This is a genomic window from Xanthomonas sp. LF02-5 (genome assembly GCF_034105325.1).
Classification (GTDB): Bacteria; Pseudomonadota; Gammaproteobacteria; order Xanthomonadales; family Xanthomonadaceae; genus Xanthomonas_A; species Xanthomonas_A sontii.
Genome location: NZ_JAXGGF010000004.1, coordinates 429,709 through 449,184 on the forward strand (window position 1 = coordinate 429,709; position 19,476 = coordinate 449,184).

At 68.0% G+C, this 19,476-nt stretch carries 18 protein-coding genes; 15 read left to right on the top strand and 3 right to left on the bottom strand.

Annotated elements, in window-relative coordinates:
• Positions 1–63: 63 nt before the first annotated feature.
• The 6 genes from SLW52_RS13425 to galU all read left to right on the top strand — a co-directional run bounded on the left by SLW52_RS13425 (position 64) and on the right by galU (position 5,707).
• Positions 64–369 carry an integration host factor subunit beta gene (locus SLW52_RS13425; RefSeq protein ID WP_010342890.1) on the top strand — a complete coding sequence of 102 codons (306 nt, stop codon included), beginning with the start codon at positions 64–66 and terminating at the stop codon, positions 367–369.
• Between the two features lie 73 nt (positions 370–442).
• On the top strand, positions 443–742 hold the full coding sequence (locus tag SLW52_RS13430) for a LapA family protein (protein ID WP_043092107.1): 300 nt from the start codon (positions 443–445) through the stop codon (positions 740–742).
• A 6-nt stretch (positions 743–748) separates the two neighbouring features.
• Positions 749–1,927, top strand: a complete 1,179-nt coding sequence (gene lapB, locus SLW52_RS13435) for a lipopolysaccharide assembly protein LapB (protein WP_017910701.1) — start codon at positions 749–751, stop codon at positions 1,925–1,927.
• Positions 1,927–2,916 (top strand): glycosyltransferase family 4 protein, encoded by a 990-nt coding sequence (locus SLW52_RS13440; RefSeq protein WP_320740326.1) that lies wholly within the window; start codon positions 1,927–1,929, stop codon positions 2,914–2,916. The genes lapB and SLW52_RS13440 overlap by 1 nt, the downstream gene beginning before the upstream one ends.
• On the top strand, positions 2,916–4,826 hold the full coding sequence (locus SLW52_RS13445) for a nucleoside-diphosphate sugar epimerase/dehydratase (RefSeq protein ID WP_284467288.1): 1,911 nt from the start codon (positions 2,916–2,918) through the stop codon (positions 4,824–4,826). The genes SLW52_RS13440 and SLW52_RS13445 overlap by 1 nt, the downstream gene beginning before the upstream one ends.
• Positions 4,826–5,707, top strand: a complete 882-nt coding sequence (gene galU, locus SLW52_RS13450) for a UTP--glucose-1-phosphate uridylyltransferase GalU (RefSeq protein ID WP_295925210.1) — start codon at positions 4,826–4,828, stop codon at positions 5,705–5,707. Before SLW52_RS13445 ends, galU begins: the two co-directional genes overlap by 1 nt.
• Positions 5,708–6,156: 449 nt before the next feature.
• Here the strand turns inward: galU and SLW52_RS13455 are convergent, their stop codons facing one another.
• From SLW52_RS13455 to SLW52_RS13465, 3 genes are all read right to left on the bottom strand, one after another.
• Positions 6,157–7,362: an acetyl-CoA C-acyltransferase gene (locus tag SLW52_RS13455; RefSeq protein WP_017913732.1), complete on the bottom strand. Its 1,206-nt coding sequence runs from the start codon at positions 7,360–7,362 to the stop codon at positions 6,157–6,159.
• A 163-nt stretch (positions 7,363–7,525) separates the two neighbouring features.
• Complete coding sequence (locus tag SLW52_RS13460) at positions 7,526–9,898, bottom strand: 3-hydroxyacyl-CoA dehydrogenase/enoyl-CoA hydratase family protein (RefSeq protein WP_320740325.1); 2,373 nt, start codon at positions 9,896–9,898, stop codon at positions 7,526–7,528.
• A 34-nt stretch (positions 9,899–9,932) separates the two neighbouring features.
• Positions 9,933–10,565, bottom strand: coding sequence for a TetR family transcriptional regulator (locus tag SLW52_RS13465; RefSeq protein ID WP_017916933.1), 633 nt, complete (start codon positions 10,563–10,565; stop codon positions 9,933–9,935).
• A 215-nt stretch (positions 10,566–10,780) separates the two neighbouring features.
• On the opposite strand from SLW52_RS13465, the gene ndk reads away from it, so the two are divergent.
• The 9 genes from ndk (at position 10,781) to glp (ending at position 19,407) form a co-directional block, all read left to right on the top strand.
• Positions 10,781–11,206 carry a nucleoside-diphosphate kinase gene (gene ndk, locus SLW52_RS13470; RefSeq protein WP_002812972.1) on the top strand — a complete coding sequence of 142 codons (426 nt, stop codon included), beginning with the start codon at positions 10,781–10,783 and terminating at the stop codon, positions 11,204–11,206.
• A 35-nt stretch (positions 11,207–11,241) separates the two neighbouring features.
• Positions 11,242–12,423: a 23S rRNA (adenine(2503)-C(2))-methyltransferase RlmN gene (gene rlmN / locus SLW52_RS13475; protein ID WP_017910708.1), complete on the top strand. Its 1,182-nt coding sequence runs from the start codon at positions 11,242–11,244 to the stop codon at positions 12,421–12,423.
• Between the two features lie 13 nt (positions 12,424–12,436).
• Positions 12,437–13,228, top strand: coding sequence for a type IV pilus biogenesis/stability protein PilW (gene pilW / locus SLW52_RS13480; protein WP_267099864.1), 792 nt, complete (start codon positions 12,437–12,439; stop codon positions 13,226–13,228).
• On the top strand, positions 13,225–14,100 hold the full coding sequence (locus tag SLW52_RS13485; RefSeq protein WP_320740324.1) for a RodZ domain-containing protein: 876 nt from the start codon (positions 13,225–13,227) through the stop codon (positions 14,098–14,100). The genes pilW and SLW52_RS13485 overlap by 4 nt, the downstream gene beginning before the upstream one ends.
• Before the next feature lie 64 nt (positions 14,101–14,164).
• Positions 14,165–14,803, top strand: a complete 639-nt coding sequence (locus SLW52_RS13490; RefSeq protein ID WP_017913736.1) for a tetratricopeptide repeat protein — start codon at positions 14,165–14,167, stop codon at positions 14,801–14,803.
• Positions 14,803–16,158 carry an outer membrane protein assembly factor BamB gene (bamB, locus tag SLW52_RS13495; protein ID WP_320740323.1) on the top strand — a complete coding sequence of 452 codons (1,356 nt, stop codon included), beginning with the start codon at positions 14,803–14,805 and terminating at the stop codon, positions 16,156–16,158. The genes SLW52_RS13490 and bamB overlap by 1 nt, the downstream gene beginning before the upstream one ends.
• An 18-nt stretch (positions 16,159–16,176) precedes the next feature.
• Complete coding sequence (der, locus tag SLW52_RS13500; RefSeq protein WP_017910713.1) at positions 16,177–17,574, top strand: ribosome biogenesis GTPase Der; 1,398 nt, start codon at positions 16,177–16,179, stop codon at positions 17,572–17,574.
• Between the two features lie 7 nt (positions 17,575–17,581).
• Complete coding sequence (locus tag SLW52_RS13505) at positions 17,582–18,193, top strand: NTP transferase domain-containing protein (protein WP_320740322.1); 612 nt, start codon at positions 17,582–17,584, stop codon at positions 18,191–18,193.
• Positions 18,190–19,407 (top strand): gephyrin-like molybdotransferase Glp, encoded by a 1,218-nt coding sequence (gene glp / locus SLW52_RS13510; RefSeq protein ID WP_320740321.1) that lies wholly within the window; start codon positions 18,190–18,192, stop codon positions 19,405–19,407. The genes SLW52_RS13505 and glp overlap by 4 nt, the downstream gene beginning before the upstream one ends.
• The last annotated feature ends 69 nt before the right edge of the window (positions 19,408–19,476 follow it).

Sequence of the window (19,476 nt, forward strand, 5' to 3'; positions counted from 1 at the left end):
TACTGGCACGGCCCGGTGTTCCCGGGCCGTGCCAGGTTGCGACCCCACTGCACGCATCCGTAAATGACCAAATCCGAGCTGATCGAAATCCTGGCGCGCAAGCAGGCGCATCTGAAGTCGGACGACGTCGATCTGGCGGTGAAGTCGTTGTTGGAAATGATGGGCGGCGCCCTGTCCGGCGGCGATCGCATCGAGATCCGCGGCTTCGGCAGCTTTTCCCTGCATTACCGGCCGCCGCGCCTGGGACGCAATCCCAAGACCGGCGAGTCCGTCGCGCTTCCCGGCAAGCACGTGCCGCATTTCAAGCCCGGCAAGGAGCTGCGCGAGCGCGTGAGCGGCGTCGTCCCGGTCGAATCCGACACGCCCTGAGCCCGGCGTCCGGCGCTTGCCGGAATCCATGCCTGTTCGGCTAATCTAGTGTCTCCCGACGCTGGAGTTGCTCATGAAGATCGCACGACTGCTGATCCTGCTGGTGTTGCTGTTGGCCGGCCTGGTCATCGGGTCGCTCAATTCGCAGCCGATCCAGATCAACTTCGTGTTCTCCAGCATCGCCACCACCTCCGGCATCGCCATCATCGTCTCGCTGTTCGCCGGCGTGCTGATCGGCGCCTCGCTGGTCCTGGCGGCCCTGGTGATCCCCCTGTATGCCAAGCTGCGTCGCGCCAACAAGGCCGCGAACGCCGCGACCCCGGCCGTCGCGCCGGTTTCCACCCATGCCCACCAGCCCTTGGACGGACGCTGATCTTCGATGGACTTTCTGACCGAGTGGTTCTGGTTCTTCCTGTTCCTGCCGCTGGCGGCATTGAGCGGCTGGGTGATCGGCCGCCGTGGCGGCCAGCGCCATGGCGATACCCAGGTCAGCCGGCTGTCCAGCACCTATTTCCGCGGCCTCAACTACCTGCTCAACGAGCAGCCGGACAAGGCGATCGAGCTGTTCCTGCACATCGCCGAACTGGACAAGGAAACCTTCGAGACCCAGGTCGCGCTGGGCCACCTGTTCCGTCGCCGCGGTGAGGTCGACCGCGCCATCCGCCTGCATCAGGGCCTGGTCCAGCGCGGCGATCTGAGCGACGCGCAACGCGTGCAGGCCTTGCTGGCGCTGGGCGAGGACTACATGAAGTCGGGGCTGCTGGACCGCGCCGAAACCGTGTTCACCGAGCTGGCGCAGATCGACCAGCGTGCGCCGCAGGCGCTCAAGCACCTGATCGGCATCTACCAGGCCGAACGCGACTGGGAAAAGGCCATCGACAACGCCACCCGCTACGAAGAGGTGACCGGCGAGCCGATGGGCAAGTTGATCGCCCAGTTCGAATGCGAGCTGGCCGACCGCTACCGCGCCTCCGGCAAGAACGATCTGGCGCGGGAGGCGATCGCGCGCGCCTACCAGGCCGATGCCAAGTCGGTGCGTGCCGGCATCCTGGAAGGGCGCATTGATGTCGACGACGGCAACGACGAGGCCGCCATCCGCGCCTTCGAGCGCGCCGCGCGCCACGACCCGGACTACCTGCCGGAGATCATGCCGGCGCTGATGGAGTGCTACCGCCGCGGCAACGATCTCAGCGGCGCGCGCGCGTTCCTGTCGGAGATGACCGAGCACTACCGCGGCATCGCTCCGGTGCTGGCGCTGACCCGCCTGATGGAATCGCAGGAAGGCATTTCCGCCGCGCGTTCCTACCTGGGCCGGCAGCTCAAGGACCGGCCGTCGGTGCGCGGCGAGTCCGCGCTGATCGACCTGACCCTGGCCGAGGGCGCCGATTCCACCGCGACCCTGCAGGATCTCAAGCACATCACCGACCAGCTGCTGGTGCGCAATCCCAGCTACCGCTGCACCCGCTGCGGCTTCGGCGCGCGCACCCACCACTGGCAATGCCCCAGCTGCAAGGAGTGGGGCACGGTCAAGCCCCTGCTCAACTACGCGGTGGTGTAGTGCCCATCGCAGGAGCCGCGCTGCTCTTGGCGCTCGGGGTGTTCAGCGCGGCCGGCACCTGGCTGTCGCGCCAGTACGCACTCAAACGCAAGTTGATGGACACGCCCGGCGAGCGGCGCAGCCACACCGTGGCGACGCCGCGCGGCGGCGGCGTGGCGATCGTGGCGGCGGTGCTGCTGGCCTGCGGCTGGGCGGCCCTGCAATGGCCGCAGCACGGCGCGGGCATCGCCACCGTCGCCGCCGGCCTGGTGCTGGTCGCTGGCGTCGGCTGGTGGGACGACCACCGGTCGCTATCGGCGGCGCTGCGATTGCTGGTGCATGCGGTCGCCGCGACCCTGCTGGCTGCACTTGTCTACAAGGCGAGCCAGCCGCTGTGGATGGTCGCGCTGGTGTGGTTGGCGACGGTTTCGCTAATCAATATCTGGAATTTCATGGACGGCATCAATGGCCTGGCCAGCAGCCAGGCGATGCTCGCCGCCCTGGGATTCGCCTGCCTGCTGCCGGCGCCGCTGCGCTGGCCGTGCTGGGTGCTGCTGGTGGCCTGCGCGGGATTTTTGCCGTTCAATTACCCCCGGGCGCGCATTTTCCTCGGCGATGTCGGCAGCGGCGCGCTTGGTTACCTGATCGCCGCGCTGTTCGCCTGGTGCCTCGTCGCCGGCGGACAGGCGCCCTGGCTGCCGGCATTGCCGCTGTCGGCCTTTGCCATCGACGCAGGCTTCACGCTCGTCTCGCGCATGCTCGCCGGCGAACGCTGGTGGCAACCGCACGCGCAACATTTTTACCAGCGTTGGGTACACACCGGCAGTAGCCATACTGTCGTCACGCTCGCCTACGGTCTGTTCAGCATTGTCGCGATTACAATTGCGCGGCTGGGCAGGCCCCTGGATGCGGGCACGCAGGCCGGTCTGACGATCGCCTGGTTCTGTTCGGCAGGTGTGCTTTGGCTGGCCTTGCGCAACCGGATGCGCCGAACTCTCACGGATCACTGATGCTTTCCACGCGCGACCGAGTCACCGAGCTGTTTCCGAAGGCCTCCGTGGTTGTCCACGATCTGGTCATCGTCTGGGTCTGTTGGCAACTGCTGCACGCGGCGCGTTACACCATGCTCCCCGGCGAGCACCCGCTGCCATTGTGGAACCTCAACACCGCCATCGTGCTGGTGGCGCAGGGGCTGGTGTTCTGGAAGGTCGGCCTGTACCGCGGCCTGTGGCGCTTTGCCAGCGTCCCGGACCTGCTTAATATCTTCAAGGCCAGCTTCTATGGCCTGGTGGCGATCGTGCTGGGGCTGGCCTACAGCCGCTTCGACGCGATCCCGCTCTCTGTGCTGATGGTGTACCCGTTCGCGCTGTCAGCTCTGCTGGGCGCACCGCGCCTGCTGTACCGCGCCTGGAAGGATTATCAGATCGCGCACTCGGACGATACCGCGCGGCGGGTGTTGATCGTCGGCGCGGGCCGTGCGGCCGAGGCGCTGGTACGCGACCTGCGCCGTTCCGGTGCCTATCATCCGGTCGGCTTCGTCGACGACGCCGGCCATCTGCACGGCGCCAAGCTGCAGGGCCTGCCGATCCTCGGCCGCATCGACGAAGCCGGTGCGATCGCCAAGGAAACCGCCGCCAAGCTGCTGGTGATCGCGATCCCGTCGTTGGACGCGGCCGGCATGCAGCGGGTGGTGGCGATCTGCGAGAGCACCGGCCTGCCGTTCCGCACCGTGCCGCGCCTGCTCGACGTGCTCGAGGGCCATTACCTGCCGGGCGAGCTCAAGGAGGTCGCGATCGAGGACCTGCTCGGGCGCAAGCCGGTGACCCCGGACTGGAAACTGATCAAGGGTTGGTTGTCCGGGCGTACCGTGTTGGTGACCGGCGCCGGCGGCTCGATCGGCTCGGAACTGTGCCGTCAGTGCGCGCGTCACGGTGCGCATAAGATCGTGCTGCTGGAGATCAACGAGCTGGCGCTGATCACCATCCATGCCGACCTGCACCGGACCTTCCCCGATCTGGAGATCGACTGCGTGCTCGGCGATTGCGGCGATCCGGCGGTGATCCGCCACGCCATGCAGGTGGCCGAGCCGGACGCGGTGTTCCATGCCGCCGCCTACAAGCAGGTGCCGCTGCTGGAGCGGCAGTGCCGCGAGGCGGTGCGCAACAACGTGCTGGCCACCGAGAACGTGGCGCGCGCCTGTGTCGCGGCCAAGGTCTCGACCTTCGTGTTCATTTCCACCGACAAGGCGGTCAATCCGGTCAACCTGCTCGGCGCGTCCAAGCGCTACGCCGAAATGGTGTGCCAGTCGCTGGACGACCAGGCGGTGAGCACGCGCTTCGTCACCGTGCGCTTCGGCAACGTGCTGGACTCGGCCGGCAGCGTGGTGCCGCTGTTCCGGGAGCAGATCCGCCAGGGCGGCCCGGTGACGGTCACCGATCCGCAGGTGACGCGCTACTTCATGACCATTCCCGAAGCCAGCCAGCTGATCGTGCAGGCGGCGGCCTCGGCGTCGCATGGCGCCATCTATACGCTGGACATGGGCGAGCCGGTGCCGATCCGACTGCTTGCCGAGCAGATGATCCGCCTGGCGGGCAAGCAGCCCGGGCGCGACATCGCCATCGTCTATACCGGCCTGCGTCCGGGCGAGAAGCTGCACGAGACGCTGTTCTACGCCGACGAGAACTACCGGCCCACCTCGCACCCGAAGATCCTCGAGGCCGGCGTGCGCAGCTTCTCGCGCGAGGACGTGCTGCGCGGCGTGCAGCAGTTGCGCGCCGCCGTGGCCGACTACGACAGCGACACCATCGAGAAGGTGTTGCGCATGACCATGCCGGAGTTCGCGCCCTTGCGTCAGCAAGACGGTCACGACGGCTCCGCTACCATCGTTCCATTCCCCGCACGCGAGGCCAGAAGGCTCTGATGAGCAAGAGAATCCGCAAGGCAGTATTCCCGGTGGCAGGTTTGGGTACCCGCTTCCTTCCCGCCACCAAGACGGTTCCCAAGGAAATGCTGCCGATCATCGATCGGCCGCTGATCCAGTACGCCGTGGACGAGGCGATCGAGGCCGGTTGCGACACCCTGATCTTCGTCACCAACCGCTACAAGCACGCAGTCGCGGATTATTTCGACAAGGCCTACGAACTGGAGCAGAAGCTGGAGCGTGCCGGCAAGCACGAACAGCTGGAAATGATCCGCCACGTGCTGCCGGACGGCGTGCGCGCGATCTTCGTGACCCAGGCCGAAGCGCTGGGCCTGGGCCACGCCGTGCTGTGCGCCAAGTCGGTCATCGGCGACGAGCCGTTCGCGGTGCTGCTGCCGGACGACCTGATCTGGAACCGTGGCGACGGCGCGCTGAAGCAGATGGCCGATCTCAACGAACGCAGCGGCGCCAGCGTGATCGCGGTGGAAGACGTGCCGCACGAGAACACCGCCAGCTACGGCATCGTGGCCACCGAGGCCTTCGACGGCCGCAAGGGCCGCATCGCGCAGATCGTCGAGAAGCCCAAGCCGGAAGACGCGCCGAGCGATCTGGCGGTGGTCGGGCGCTACGTGCTCAGCGCGAAGATCTTCGAACTGCTGGAAAGCACCGGCACCGGTGCGGGCGGCGAGATCCAGCTGACCGACGCCATCGCCGCGCTGCTGAAGAGCGAGGAAGTGGACGCCTACCGTTTCGAGGGCACCCGTTTCGACTGCGGGACCCATCTGGGCCTGGTCGAGGCGACCATCCGGTTTGCGCTGGAGAACAAGAAGCTGGCCAAGCCGGCGCGCGAGAAGCTGACCCAGATGCTCGCCGAGGAGTAAGCCTGGTGCCGTGCGCCGCTGTAGGCGGCGCACGGGCCAATGAGCTTCAGGCACTGATCCGATCCAGATAGGCCGAATCAGGTGACAAACAGAAAAAGGCAGCCGTGAGGCTGCCTTTTTCTGTTTTTGCGCTGGTCTGACAACAACGCTTGGTGCCGGACCCTCACCCCAACCCCTCTCCCGGAGGGAGAGGGGCTTGAGCGTGCGCGACGCTGCTTCAGCCATCGAGATCTCTCCTTCCTTCTCCCACCGGGAGAAGGTGCCCCGAAGGGGCGGATGAGGGTACGGGTGCCGCTACGTACAACGAAACCCAGCGCTGCCTTGCATCGCGAGTCGCTTCGCGCCGGACCCTCACCCCAACCCTTCTCCCGGTGGGAGAGGGGCTGTGTACTGCTCCCCTCTCCCGTCGGGTGGCCCGCATGGCCGGATGAGGGGAGGGCGCCGCGCGCTTACAGCGCCTCGATGATCCCCGCGGCGCCCATGCCGGTGCCGATGCACATGGTGACCATGCCGTACTTCTGCTTGTGGCGACGCAGGCCGTGCACCAGGGTCGCGGTGCGGATCGCGCCGGTGGCGCCGAGCGGATGGCCCAGGGCGATGGCGCCGCCCAGCGGATTGACTTTTGACGGATCCAGGCCGCTGTCGCGGATCACCGCCAGCGACTGCGCGGCGAAGGCTTCGTTGAGCTCGATCCAGTCCAGTTGGTCCTTGCTCAGGCCGGCCTGCTTGAGCGCCTTCGGAATCGCCTCGATCGGACCGATGCCCATCACTTCCGGACGCACCCCGGCGACCGAGAAGCTGACGAAGCGAGCCAGCGGGGTCAGCCCGTAGTCCTTGATCGCCTGCTCGGAGGCCAGCAGCACCGCACCGGCGCCGTCGCTCATCTGCGAGGAGTTGCCGGCGGTGACGCTGCCGCCGAACTGGCCATTGCGGAACACCGGGCGCAGCTTGGCCAGGCCTTCGATCGAGCTGTCCGGACGCGGACCTTCGTCGGTATCGACCAGCTTCTTGCGCAGGGCGATGACGTTGCCGGCCAGGTCGGGCTGGTGCGAGAGGATCTCGTAGGGGCTGATCTCGTCGCGGAACTCGCCGGCGGCGATCGCGGCGATGGCCTTCTGGTGCGAGGCGAGGGCGAAGGCATCCTGGTCCTCGCGCGACACCTTCCATTCCTCGGCCACCTTCTCGGCGGTGATGCCCATGCCGTAGGCGATGGCCACATGGTCGTCGGCGAACACGCTCGGCGACAGCGCGACCTTGTTGCCCATCATCGGCACCATCGACATCGATTCGGTGCCGCCGGCCAGCATCAGGTCGGCGTTGCCCAGGCGGATCTGGTCGGCGGCCAGCGCCACGGCCTGGATGCCCGAGGAGCAGAAACGGTTGATGGTCTGTCCGGCCACCGAATTCGGCAGGCCGGCCAGCAGCACGCCGATGCGCGCCACGTTCATGCCTTGCTCGCCCTCGGGCATCGCGCAGCCGATGATCGCGTCGTCGATGCGCGAGGTGTCGATGCCCGGCGCCTGCGCCACCACCGCGCGCAGCACGTGCGCCAGCATGTCGTCGGGACGGGTGTTGCGGAACATGCCCTTGGGTGCCTTGCCGACCGGGGTGCGGGTGGCGGCGACGATGTAGGCTTCCTGGATCTGTTTGCTCATTTGGCTTTCTCCGAAAGCCGGGATTGGGGATTCGGGATTGGGGATTCGTCAGAGCGGATCCCGGCGTCGAATGCTTTGCCCGGCTGATAAATGGTGGGAGGCGAGGGTGGCATCAGGTATTGGGGATCCGCCGTAACGAATCCCCAATCCCGACTCCCGAATCTCAGTTCCTAAGCGGCTTACCCGTCTTCAGCATGTGCCCGATGCGCGCCTGGGTCTTTTCCTGCTGGGCCAGTTCGACGAAGTGCTTGCGCTCGAGCTTGAGCAGCCATTCCTCGTCCACCAGCGCACCGCGGTCGACCTCGCCGCCGCACAGCACGGTGGCGATGCGGGTGGCGATCTCGTAGTCGTATTCGCTGATGAAGCGGCCTTCCAGCATGTTGACCAGCAGCATCTTGAAGGTGGCGATGCCGACGTCGCCGGCGACCTGGATGCGTCGCGCCGGCAGCGGCGGGCGATAGCCGCCCTCGGCCAGGGCACGCGCCTCGGCCTTGGCGATGTAGAGCGATTCGTAGCTGTTGAACACCACCTTGTCGGTGCCGCGCAGCAGGCCCAGTTCCTTGGCGTTGACCGCCGAGGTGGAAACCTTGGCCATGGCCACGGTCTCGAAGGTCTTCTTCAGCTCGGCGAACACGTCGCCGCCCGGACCCGCCGCCTGCGCCGCGCGCACCGCGATCTCCTTGAGGCCGCCACCGGCCGGCAGCAGGCCCACGCCGGCCTCGACCAGGCCGATGTAGCTCTCCAGCGCGGCCACGCTCTTGGCGCTGTGCATCTGGAACTCGCAACCGCCGCCCAGCGCCAGCCCGCGCACCGCCGCGACCACCGGCACCAGCGAGTACTTGATGCGCTGGCTGGTGGCCTGGAAGTTGGCGACCATCGCCTCGAACGCATCGACCTTGCCGGCCTGCAGCAGGCCCAGCGCGCCGGCCAGGTCGGCGCCGGCGGAGAAGGGTTCCTTGTGCTGCCACAGCACCAAGCCCTTGAAGTCCTTCTCGGCGCGGCGCACCGCTTCCTGCAGGCCGTCCAGCACCTGGTCGGAGACGGTGTTCATCTTGGTCTTGAAGCTGACCACGGCGATGTCGTCGCCGTCGTGCCACATGCGCAGGCCGTCGTTCTCGAACACGGTCTCGCCCTGCGCGAACTTCTCGCCCAGCAGCGGATCGGGGAAGCGCTGGCGCTTGTACACCGGCAGCGCCGAGCGCGGCAGCTTGGCGTCGCGCGCCGGGCTGTACGAACCTTCGGCGGCGTGCACGCCGTCGCGGCCATCGAACACCCAGTTCGGCAGCGGCGCGCTGCTCATGCTCTTGCCGGCGGCGATGTCGTCGGCGATCCACTGCGCGACCTGCTTCCAGCCGGCGGCCTGCCAGGTCTCGAACGGACCCAGCGCCCAGCCGTAGCCCCAGCGGATCGCCAGGTCCACGTCGCGCGCGGTCTCGGCGATGTCGGCCAGGTGGTAGGCGCTGTAGTGGAACAGGTCGCGGAAGGTCGCCCACAGGAACTGCGCTTGCGGATGCGGGCTCTCGCGCAGCTTGGCGAACTTCTCGGCCGGGTTCTTGATCTTCAGGATCTCGACGACTTCCGGTGCGGCGGCGCGGTCGGCCGGGCGGTAGTCCTGCTTCTGCAGGTCCAGCACCACGATGTCCTTGCCGACCTTGCGGAAGATGCCGGCGCCGGTCTTCTGGCCCAGCGCGCCCTTGCCGATCAGCGCCTCCAGCCACTTCGGCGCCTTGAAGAAGGCATGCCACGGATCGTTCGGCAGGGTGTCGCCCATGGTCTTGATGACGTGCGCCATGGTGTCCAGGCCGACCACGTCGGAGGTGCGGTAGGTCGCCGACTTGGGACGGCCGACCAGCGGACCGGTGAGACCGTCGACCTCGTCGAAGCCCAGGCCGAACTGCTCGGTGTGGTGGATGGTGGACAGGATCGAGAACACGCCGATGCGGTTGCCGATGAAGTTCGGGGTGTCCTTGGCGTAGACCACGCCCTTGCCCAGGGTGGTGACCAGGAAGCTTTCCAGGCCTTCCAGCACCGCCGGCTCGGTGTGCTTGGCCGGGATCAGCTCGGCCAGGTGCATGTAGCGCGGCGGGTTGAAGAAGTGCACGCCGCAGAAGCGGTGGCGCAGCTGTTCCGGCAGCACGTCGGACAGGGCGTTGATGCCCAGGCCGGAGGTGTTGGAGGCCAGCACCGCATGGTCGGCCACGAACGGCGCGATCTTCTTGTACAGGTCCTGTTTCCAGTCCATGCGCTCGGCGATGGCTTCGATGATCAGGTCGCAGCCGCGCAGCTGCTCCAGGCCGGAGTCGTAGTTGGCCGGGGTGATGGCTTCGGCCAGCGCGGTGCTGGCCAGCGGCGCCGGGCTGAGCTTGGTCAGGTTGGCGATCGCCTTGAGCACCACGCCATCGGCAGGGCCTTCCTTGGCGGGGAGGTCGAACAGCACGGTGTCGACGCCGGCGTTGGTCAGGTGCGCAGCGATCTGCGCACCCATCACGCCCGCGCCCAGGACGGCGGCACGGCGGACGAGCAGGGGATTGGACATAGCGATCAGCCTCTGTGGGTCAACGTTTGCGGGATCAGGGAACCGAATGGGCGAGGAAGCCGGCTTCGGCGAAACGGATGAGTTCGCGGGCGGCGTGGGCACGGTGCGCGCCCTCGCTGACGCCGGCGGGGCGCTTGATCAGGCCGAAGTCGGCCATGGCGTAGGTCAGGGCGCCGGCCAGGAAATCCAGGCGCCAGTAAAGTTCCTGCTTGCTCAGCCCGGGCACGCAGGCGGCGATGGCCTTGCCGAACTCGCGCAGCACATGGCCGTAGTGGTCGGACAGGAACTGGCGCAGGCTGTCGTTGTTCTCGGCATAGGCGCGGGCGATCACCCGCACGAAGGCGCCGCCGCTCTGCCGCTCCTGGGCCATCGCCAGGGCCGGCTCGACGAAGGCCGCCAGCACCGGGCCGAGCTGGCCGGGATGCTGCCGTTGCGCGGCTTCCAGCTGCGCCATGCGTGCGGCGGTCATTTCGTCCATGCGCCGCCGGAACACCTCGTTGACCAGGTTTTCCTTGGACCCGAAGTGGTAGTTCACCGCGGCGATGTTGACGTCGGCCTGGCTGGTGACCTGGCGCAGCGAGGTGCCGGAAAAGCCGTGCTGCGCGAACAGTTCCTCGGCCGCGCTGAGGATGCGGTCCTTGGTCGAGAAGTGCGCTTGCTTTGCCATGCGGCCGCCAGAATCAATCAAACGATTGTTTGAGTCTAGGCCTGGGCGGTGGGCGCGTCATGCTGCTTTGCAGCACGATTCAGGGCCGGCCGTGCAAAGCCGGCGCCGATTGGATAGAATTGTCCATCGCAATTCTGGCTAAGCCCGCGTTTTGACGCGGGTTTTTTTCATGTTAACCTCGGGCCTTCAGTGGCCCGCCCAACGGAGAACTTCCCATGGCGCTGGAGCGCACCCTGTCCATCATCAAGCCCGATGCCGTCGCCAAGAACGTCATCGGCGAAATCTACTCGCGCTTCGAGAAGGCCGGCCTGAAGGTCGTGGCCGCCAAGTACAAGCAGCTGTCGCGCCGCGAGGCCGAGGGCTTCTACGCCGTGCACCGCGAGCGTCCGTTCTTCAACGCGCTGGTCGAGTTCATGATCTCCGGCCCGGTGATGATCCAGGCGCTGGAAGGCGAGAACGCCGTGGCCGCGCACCGCGACCTGCTGGGCGCCACCAACCCGAAGGACGCCGCGCCGGGCACCATTCGCGCCGACTTCGCCGATTCGATCGACGCCAACGCCGCGCACGGCTCGGATTCGGTCGAGAACGCCGCCAACGAAGTGGCGTATTTCTTCGCCGCCACCGAAGTGGTTTCGCGCTAAGCGAGGTCGTCGTGAACGAGGTCGTCCATCCTCCCTTGGCCATCGCCGATCCCGTGCGGACCGGCGCGGCGGCCAAGCAGAATCTGCTCGACCTCGATCGCGAGGGGCTGGAGCGCTTCTTCGCCGAGACCCTCGGCGAAGCGCGCTACCGCGCCCACCAGGTGATGAAGTGGATCCACCACCGCTACGTCACCGACTTCGACCAGATGACCGACCTCGGCAAGGCGCTGCGCGCCAAGCTGCAGCAGCATGCCGAGGTCGTCGTCCCCAACATCGTGTTCGACAAGCCTTCCGCCGACGGCACCCACAAGTGGTTGCTGGCGATGGGCGTGGACGGCAAGAACGCGATCGAGACCGTCTACATCCCCGACAAGACGCGCGGCACGCTGTGCGTGTCCTCGCAGGTCGGCTGCGGCCTCAACTGCACCTTCTGCTCCACCGCCACCCAGGGCTTCAACCGCAACCTTTCCACTGCCGAGATCATCGGCCAGGTGTGGGTGGCGGCGCGGCATCTGGGCAACGTGCCGCACCAGATGCGCCGCCTCACCAATGTGGTGATGATGGGCATGGGCGAGCCGCTGATGAATTTCGACAACGTCGTGCGCGCGATGAGCGTGATGCGCGACGACCTGGGCTACGGCCTGGCCAACAAGCGCGTGACCCTGTCCACCTCGGGTCTGGTGCCGCAGATCGACCGCCTGTCCAGCGAGAGCGACGTGTCGCTGGCGGTGTCGCTGCATGCGCCCAACGACGCGCTGCGCGAGACCCTGGTTCCGCTCAACAAGAAGTACCCGATCGCCGAACTGATGGACGCCTGTGCGCGCTACCTGCGCGCCAACAAGCGCCGCGAGTCGGTGACGTTCGAATACACCCTGATGAAGGGGATCAACGACCAGCCCGAGCATGCGCGGCAACTGGCGCGGCTGATGCGCCAGTTCGACAACGCGGTGCAGGCGTCGAACGCCGGCAAGGTCAACCTGATCCCGTTCAATCCGTTCCCGGGCACGCGCTACGAGCGCTCCGGCGAGACCGAGATCCGTGCATTCCAGAAGATCCTGCTGGACGCACAGGTGCTGACCATGGTGCGGCGCACGCGCGGCGACGACATCGATGCCGCCTGCGGGCAGCTCAAGGGGCAGGTCATGGACCGTACCCGCCGGCAGGCCGAGTTCAAGCGCGAATTGCAGACGCGGGCGGATCGGGATGCGGCGGCGTAGCCAAGGGCGTTCCATCGCGGTGGTGGCGATCGCAGTGCTGGCCTTGCCGGGCTGCAACTGGATCGCTGCCAAGACCGGCACCGTGCGCACCGCCGAACAGGTGCAGCCGCATTATTCCTTCCGCGACAGCCGCGCGGTGAAGTCGCGCGTGGCCTTGCAGGAACAACTCGGCCTGGCCGCCAACGGGCTCGCCTCCAACGACCTGGATGCAGCGCAGACGCACGCGCGCAAGGCGCTGGCGATGGACGCCGACTCGGTCGACGCACTGACCGTGCTGGCGGTGGTCGCCGATCGCAAGGGCGATGCCGCGACCGCCGGTGGGTACTACCGCAAGGCCGCCGAGCTGGCGCCGAGCAACGGCGCGACCTTGAACAACTACGGCGCCTGGCTGTGCGCGAACGGCTCGCCGGCGGAGTCGCTGGCCTGGTTCGACCGCGCGCTCGCGCTGCAGGACTACGCCACGCCAGCCTCGGCGCTGGCCAACGCCGGTGGCTGCGCACTGCAGGTCGGCCAGCGCGAGCGTGGCGAACGCGACCTGCGCAAGGCGCTGGAGCTGGATCCGGACAACGCGTACGCGCTCGAGGCGATGGCCCGCAACGAGGTCGCGCAAGGGCGCTTTTTCGAGGCGCGGGCCTTCTCCGAGCGGCGTCTGGCGGCTGCGCCTGCCACCGCTTCCGTGTTACAACTTGCTATTCAGATTGAGCAAAGGCTGGGCGACAAGGCTGCCGCCGGCCGTTACCAACAGCGGTTGCGCAAGGAGTTTCCCGACGCCGCGACCACGACACCCGGGGCTAGTGCATTGTGATCAGTGATTCCAATCCGAACGCTTTCGATGGCGCCAAAGGCTGCGGGCAACAGCTCCGCGAAGCGCGCGAAGCGGCCGGCCTGAGCATCGACGACGTCGGCAGCCGACTGCGCATGCCGGTGCATGTGGTGCAGGCACTCGAGTCGGAGCAGTGGCAGCGCCTTGGCGCGCCGGTCTTTGTCCGCGGGCAGCTGCGCAGCTACGCGCGCCTGCTCGGCGTCGACCTGGAGCCCTTGCTGCAGACCGCGCAGATCGCGCCGGTGCAGCCGGTCGAATTGATCAGCCACACGCACACGCCGCCGCTGCGGCGCATGCTCGAGAGCGCCACGCGGCGCATGGTCTACGTGGTGATCACCGCCGGACTTGCGGTGCCGGTGTGGTACGCCACCCGTAGCCATTTCGCCGACGACAACGGCCCCAGCACCGCCTCGCTGGACGTGGTGCCTGGCACGCCGGGCACGACCGCTGCCGCGACGGCGACGCCGGCCAACGGTGCTGCTGCGCCGGCACCGACCACGCCGGCGGCCACGCGTCCGGCGCCAAGCGCCGCGGCGCCGTACATCGCGTCGCTGACGCCGATGCCGCGTCCGACGGCAGAGCCGGAGAAGAACAGTCTGAGCCTGTCGTTCCAGGGCGACAGCTGGGTGCAGATCCTCGCGCCCGACGGCACGCCGGTGGAGAAGGCGCTGCTGAAGGCCGGCGAGACCCGCACGTATGCGCCGGGGCAGGTCGGGCGTGTGGTGCTGGGCAATGCCTCTGCGGTCCAGGTTCAGCAATCCGGGAGTACCGTGGATCTGACCCCGTTCAGGCGCGCGAACGTGGCGCGCTTTGCGGTATCCTCTGACGGTTCCGTGGTGCCCGCCTCCGAGTGACGGCGGCGCGATTCCTCATCTTCAACATTTCATGTCCCGTCGCAGCGGCGGGGCGAGAGTACGCATGGCGATTGACGACCTGCTCGACGAGCACGAACAAAGCGAACGCGTCCGCACTTGGCTCAGGAAAAACGGCGCCGGCCTGATCGGCGGCATCGTCCTGGGCCTTGGCGCGATCATCGGCTGGCAGTGGTGGACCAAGCAGCGGTCCAACGATCTGGCCCAGGCCAATACCCGCTACGAAGCGGTGCTCAAGAGCATCCAGGCCAATCAGCTGGACAAGGCGGCCAAGGACATGGCCGAACTGCAGCAGGGCTCGACCAACATCTACGCCGAACTGGCGGCGCTGCGCCTGGCCAAGGCGCAGGTCGATGCCGGCAAGTCCGATGCCGCGTTGACCACGCTGCGCGCGCTCAAGGCCGACGGCGAAATGAAGGTGCTGGTCGACCATCGCGTGGCGCGGTTGCTGATTTCCGGCGGCAAGCCGCAGGACGCGCTGGCGCTGGTGGCCTCGGCCACCGATTCGCAGGGTCTGGAGATTCGCGGCGATGCGCTGATCGCGCAGGGCAAGCGCGAGGCGGCGCGCGATGCGTACGCCAAGGCGCTGACCAGCCTGGACGTGGCCTCGCCGCAGCGGCGCGTGGTCGAAACGAAATTGATGGATGCGGGCGGCAGCGTGCCGAATGCCGCGGAGCCGATCTGATGAAGGTAGTCATGTTCAAGCGTGTCGCCACCGTGGCCCTGCTGGGTCTGGCCTTGTCGGGCTGTACCACCGTCAAGGGCTGGTTCGCCGGCAAGGATGCGGCCGCCAAGAAAGCCGCCGAGCCGGCCGAACTGGTGAAGTTCACCCCGTCGGTGAAGGTGGTGAAGCTGTGGTCCACCGATGCCGGCAAGGGTGAGCGCCAGATCGGCGTGCGCCAGCGTCCGGTGGTGGCCGACGGCAAGGTGTATGCGGCCGCGACCTCCGGCACGGTGTACGCGCTGGATCTGCAGACCGGCAAGACCATTTGGGAATACGACGCCAAGCAGGCGCGCAAGCAGCAGCTGTCGCAGGCCGAGGACCAGCCGAAGAGCCAGGTCGAGAGCGAGTCCGGCAAGAACCTGTCCAAGGACGAGCGCGCCGCCTACAAGCAGCGCCTGCGCAACGAGAAGCAGCAGGCCAAGGAGCGCAAGCGGCTCGAAAAGAAGCGTCCGCTGCCGCGCTTTGCCGGTGGCCCGGGCGTGGGCGACGGCCTGGTGGTCGTCGGTGCGCTGGACGGCGCCGTGATCGCGCTCGATGCCGCCAACGGCACCGAGAAGTGGCGCGCCAAGGTGCCCAACGAAGTGATCGCCGCGCCGGTGATCGCGCAGAACATGGTGTTCGTGCGCAGCAACGACGGCCGCACCACCGCCTTCGATGCGTCGACCGGACAGCAGCGCTGGTTCAATGCGCAGGAACTGCCGAGTCTGACCGTGCGCGGCAATGCGCCGGTGGTGGCGGGTCCGGGCGTGCTGTTCATCGGCAACGACGACGGCACGCTGGCCGCGCTGGCGATGCAGGACGGTCGCGTGCTGTGGGAGCAGACCATCGGCGTGCCGGAAGGCCGCACCGAGCTGGAGCGCATGGCCGACGTCGACGGCGCTCCGGTGCTCGACGGCACCACGCTGTATGCGACCAGCTTCAAGAACGAGACCGTGGCGCTGGAAGGCCCGAGCGGCCGCCCGCTGTGGAACCGCGATCATGGCGGCGCCGGCGGTGTCGGCGTGAGTTCCGGCAACGTGGTGGTGGCCGACAACGCCGGCACCGTGTGGGCGCTGGACAAGGCCTCCGGATCGGCGATGTGGTCGCAGCCGGGGCTGGCGCGCCGGTCGCTGACCGGCGTGGCGATCCAGGGCGATTACGCCGTGGTCGGCGACTACAAGGGCTATCTGCACTGGCTCCGGCTCGACAACGGCGAGTTCGCCGCGCGCGAGCGGGTCGGCCGCAAGCCGCTGGTGGCGCAGCCGGTGGTCGCGGACGGGATCCTGCTGATGCAGAACACGAAAGGCGACCTGACCGCGTTCCGGTTGGGTCAATAACAAGAGAAGGATGTCGCGATGCTGCCGCTGGTCGCCCTGGTTGGACGGCCGAATGTCGGCAAGTCCACGCTGTTCAATGCGCTGACGCGCAGCCGTGACGCGCTGGTCCACGACCAGCCCGGCGTCACCCGCGACCGCCACTACGGGGTATGCCGGCTGCAGCCGGACACCCCGTTCGTGATCGTCGACACCGGCGGCATCTCCGGCGAAGAGGAAGGCCTGGCCGGCGCCACGGCCGAGCAGGCGCGCGCCGCCGCCGGCGAGGCCGACCTGATCCTGTTCGTGGTCGATGGTCGCGAGGGATCGTCCGCGCTCGACGACGAGATCCTGGCCTGGCTGCGCAAGCTGGCGCGGCCGACCCTGCTGCTGATCAACAAGATCGACGGCACCGACGAGGACCAGGTGCGCGCCGAATTCGCGCGCTACGGCCTCGGCGACGCCATCGCGGTCTCCGCCGCGCATCGCCACGGCATCGACGACCTGCTCGACGAGGTCCTGGAGCGGCTGCCGGAAGAGGGCGCCGGCGAGACCCTGGACACCGATCCGGCGCGCATGCGCATCGCCTTCGTCGGCCGCCCGAACGTGGGCAAGTCGACCCTGGTCAATCGCCTGCTGGGCGAGGAGCGCATGATCGCCTCCGAGGTGCCCGGCACCACCCGCGACTCGATCGCGGTGGACCTGGAGCGCGACGGCCGCCTGTACCGGCTGATCGACACCGCCGGCCTGCGTCGCCGCGGCCGCGTCGAGGAGGCGGTGGAGAAGTTCAGCGCGTTCAAGACGCTGCAGGCCATCGAGCAATGCCAGGTCGCGGTGCTGATGCTCGATGCCGGCGAGGGCGTGACCGATCAGGACGCGACCGTGCTCGGCGCGATCCTCGATGCCGGCCGTGCCCTGGTGGTGGCGATCAACAAGTGGGACGGGCAGAGCGACTACCAGCGTGCGCAGGCCGAAGACCTGCTGTCGCGCAAGCTCGGCTTCGTGGCCTGGGCCGAGGCGGTGCGCATTTCGGCCAAGCACGGTTCGGGCATGCGCGAACTGTTCCAGGCGATCCATCGCGCGCACGCCTCGGCGGTGCGCGAGTTCAGCACCAGCGAAGTCAACCAGGCGCTGGAAATCGCCTACGAAAGCAATCCGCCGCCGAGCATCCGCGGTCACGTCTCCAAGCTGCGCTACGTGCATCCGGGCGGCAGCAATCCGCCGACCTTCATCGTCCACGGCACGCGCCTGAAGGTGCTGCCGGAGTCGTACAAGCGCTACCTGGAGAACTTCTTCCGCAAGCGCTTCAAGCTGGTCGGCACGCCGGTGCGCTTCATGTTCCGCGAAGGCGCCAATCCGTACGAAGGCAAGAAGAACGTGCTGACCGAGCGCCAGATCGCCAAGAAGCGGCGCCTGATGAAGCACGTCCGCGGCAAGTAGTCGCATAATGGATACGCGGCGCGCGATCACCCTCGGCATTCTCGCCGGCGGCCGCGCGCAGCGCCTGGGCGGATGCGACAAGGCCTGGCTGCAGCGCGACGGGCAGGCGCAGGTGCAATGGCTGGTGCAGGCGCTGGCGCCTCAGGTTGCCCAAGTGCTGGTCAGCGCCAACCGCAGCTTGCCGCGCTATGCCGCCATCGGCCTGCAGGCCGTGCCGGACCGCGTCGCGGCACCGGCCGGGGCGGAACGTTCCTTGGGACCCATCGCCGGGCTGGACGCGCTTGCCGCTGCCTGTGCCACGCCCTGGCTGCTGACCGTGCCGGTCGACATCTGCATGTTGCCGCGTGATCTGCCTGCGATGATGGCCGCAGTCGCAGCCTCTGACGAGTGCGATGGCGCCTGGGTCGAGGATGCCGCCGGCGCGCAGCCGCTGGTGGCGCTGTACCGATTGGCCGCACTGCGCCCGGCGCTGGAGGAGGCCCTGACAGCCGCCCGCTACGCGCCGCGCGCCTTGCAGCAGCGCCTGCGGATGCAGCCGGTGCCGCTGCCGGAAATCGTGCTGGGCAATCTGAACACGCCGCAGGACCTGGCTGCAGCGGGTATCCTGCCGCCACCATGACCGACTATCCCTCCCGGATCGCCTACACCGACGCGCTGGCGATCGTCGCTGCCGCTGCGCGTGCCCGTCCCGTCAACAGCGAGCGCCTTGCAGCGTCGCGCGCCGATGGCCGCATCCTGCTGGAACCGCTGGATGCGCCGATCGACCTGCCGCCGTTCGCCAACAGCGCGATGGATGGCTTCGCGCTGCGCCATGCCGATCTGACCCCGGGGGCGGCGACCGACTTGCGGCTGGCCGGCGAGCAGTTCGCCGGCGCCGATCGGCACCAGGCGCTCGCGCCCGGCGAATGCCTGCGGGTCACGACCGGCGCGCCACTGCCAGCCGGGGCCGATACGGTGGTGATCAAGGAGAACGTGCACGAGCATGACGGCGTAGTGCAGGTCCCCGCCGACATCGCCGTCGGCGCACACGTGCGGTCGCGTGGCGAGGACGTGCGCGCCGGCGAGCGTGTGCTCGAGGCCGGCATGCTGCTGACGCCTTCACGCATCGGCCTGGCCGCGGCCTTGGGCGTGGACCAGTTGATGGTGGCGGCGCGGCCGACCGTGGCGGTGTTCGCCACCGGCGACGAACTGGTCGAGCCGGGCCTGCCGTTGCAGCCGGGGCAGATCTACAACAGCAACCGCGACATGTTGATGGCGCAACTGCGCCTGCTCGGCCTGGCGCCGACCGCCTGGCCGACCCTGCCGGACGATCCGCAGCGCATCCAGGCCATGCTCGCCGACGCGGCCTCGGCGTTCGACGTGGTGCTGACCTGCGGCGGCGTCTCCGCCGGCGAGAAGGACTACCTGCCGCGGTTGCTGGCCGAGCACGGCCGCATCCTGTTCTGGAAGGTGCGCATGCGCCCGGGCATGCCGTTGCTGTTCGGCGAGTGGGACCGCGCCCTGTTCCTGGGTCTCCCGGGCAATCCGGTGTCGGTGCTGGCGACCTTCCTGGCGATCGGGCGACCGTTGCTGGATGCGCTGCAGCGGCGCAGCGAGCCGCATCGGGCCTGGCGCGCCCGGCTGGCGGCCGGCTGGGACAAACGCCACGACCGGCTGGAGTTTCTGCGCGGGCGCATGCGCTGCGACGCCCACGGTCAGCTGTGGGCAGAGCCGAATCCCGCGGACGGCTCGCATCGCCTGCGCGGCGCCGCCGACAGCGACGTGCTGCTGCGGCTGGAGGAGGGCGCACGCCAGTTCCAGGCCGGCGACGTGGTCGAGGTGGTGCCGTACTGAGGGCACCCCCTAAGCACCTGCATCCAACATCATCAAGCCGGATACAGGATGCCTGTGGGAATGGTTTCA

Excerpts from the sequence above, each read along its gene's own strand:
- SLW52_RS13425 (WP_010342890.1), top strand. The coding sequence starts at position 64 with ATGACCAAATCCGAGCTGATCGAAATCCTGGCGCGCAAGCAGGCGCAT.
- SLW52_RS13430 (WP_043092107.1), top strand. The coding sequence starts at position 443 with ATGAAGATCGCACGACTGCTGATCCTGCTGGTGTTGCTGTTGGCCGGC.
- lapB (WP_017910701.1), top strand. The coding sequence starts at position 749 with ATGGACTTTCTGACCGAGTGGTTCTGGTTCTTCCTGTTCCTGCCGCTG.
- SLW52_RS13445 (WP_284467288.1), top strand. The coding sequence starts at position 2,916 with ATGCTTTCCACGCGCGACCGAGTCACCGAGCTGTTTCCGAAGGCCTCC.
- galU (WP_295925210.1), top strand. The coding sequence starts at position 4,826 with ATGAGCAAGAGAATCCGCAAGGCAGTATTCCCGGTGGCAGGTTTGGGT.
- SLW52_RS13455 (WP_017913732.1), bottom strand. The coding sequence starts at position 7,362 with ATGAGCAAACAGATCCAGGAAGCCTACATCGTCGCCGCCACCCGCACC.
- SLW52_RS13460 (WP_320740325.1), bottom strand. The coding sequence starts at position 9,898 with ATGTCCAATCCCCTGCTCGTCCGCCGTGCCGCCGTCCTGGGCGCGGGC.
- SLW52_RS13465 (WP_017916933.1), bottom strand. The coding sequence starts at position 10,565 with ATGGCAAAGCAAGCGCACTTCTCGACCAAGGACCGCATCCTCAGCGCG.
- ndk (WP_002812972.1), top strand. The coding sequence starts at position 10,781 with ATGGCGCTGGAGCGCACCCTGTCCATCATCAAGCCCGATGCCGTCGCC.
- SLW52_RS13490 (WP_017913736.1), top strand. The coding sequence starts at position 14,165 with ATGGCGATTGACGACCTGCTCGACGAGCACGAACAAAGCGAACGCGTC.
- bamB (WP_320740323.1), top strand. The coding sequence starts at position 14,803 with ATGAAGGTAGTCATGTTCAAGCGTGTCGCCACCGTGGCCCTGCTGGGT.
- der (WP_017910713.1), top strand. The coding sequence starts at position 16,177 with ATGCTGCCGCTGGTCGCCCTGGTTGGACGGCCGAATGTCGGCAAGTCC.
- SLW52_RS13505 (WP_320740322.1), top strand. The coding sequence starts at position 17,582 with ATGGATACGCGGCGCGCGATCACCCTCGGCATTCTCGCCGGCGGCCGC.
- glp (WP_320740321.1), top strand. The coding sequence starts at position 18,190 with ATGACCGACTATCCCTCCCGGATCGCCTACACCGACGCGCTGGCGATC.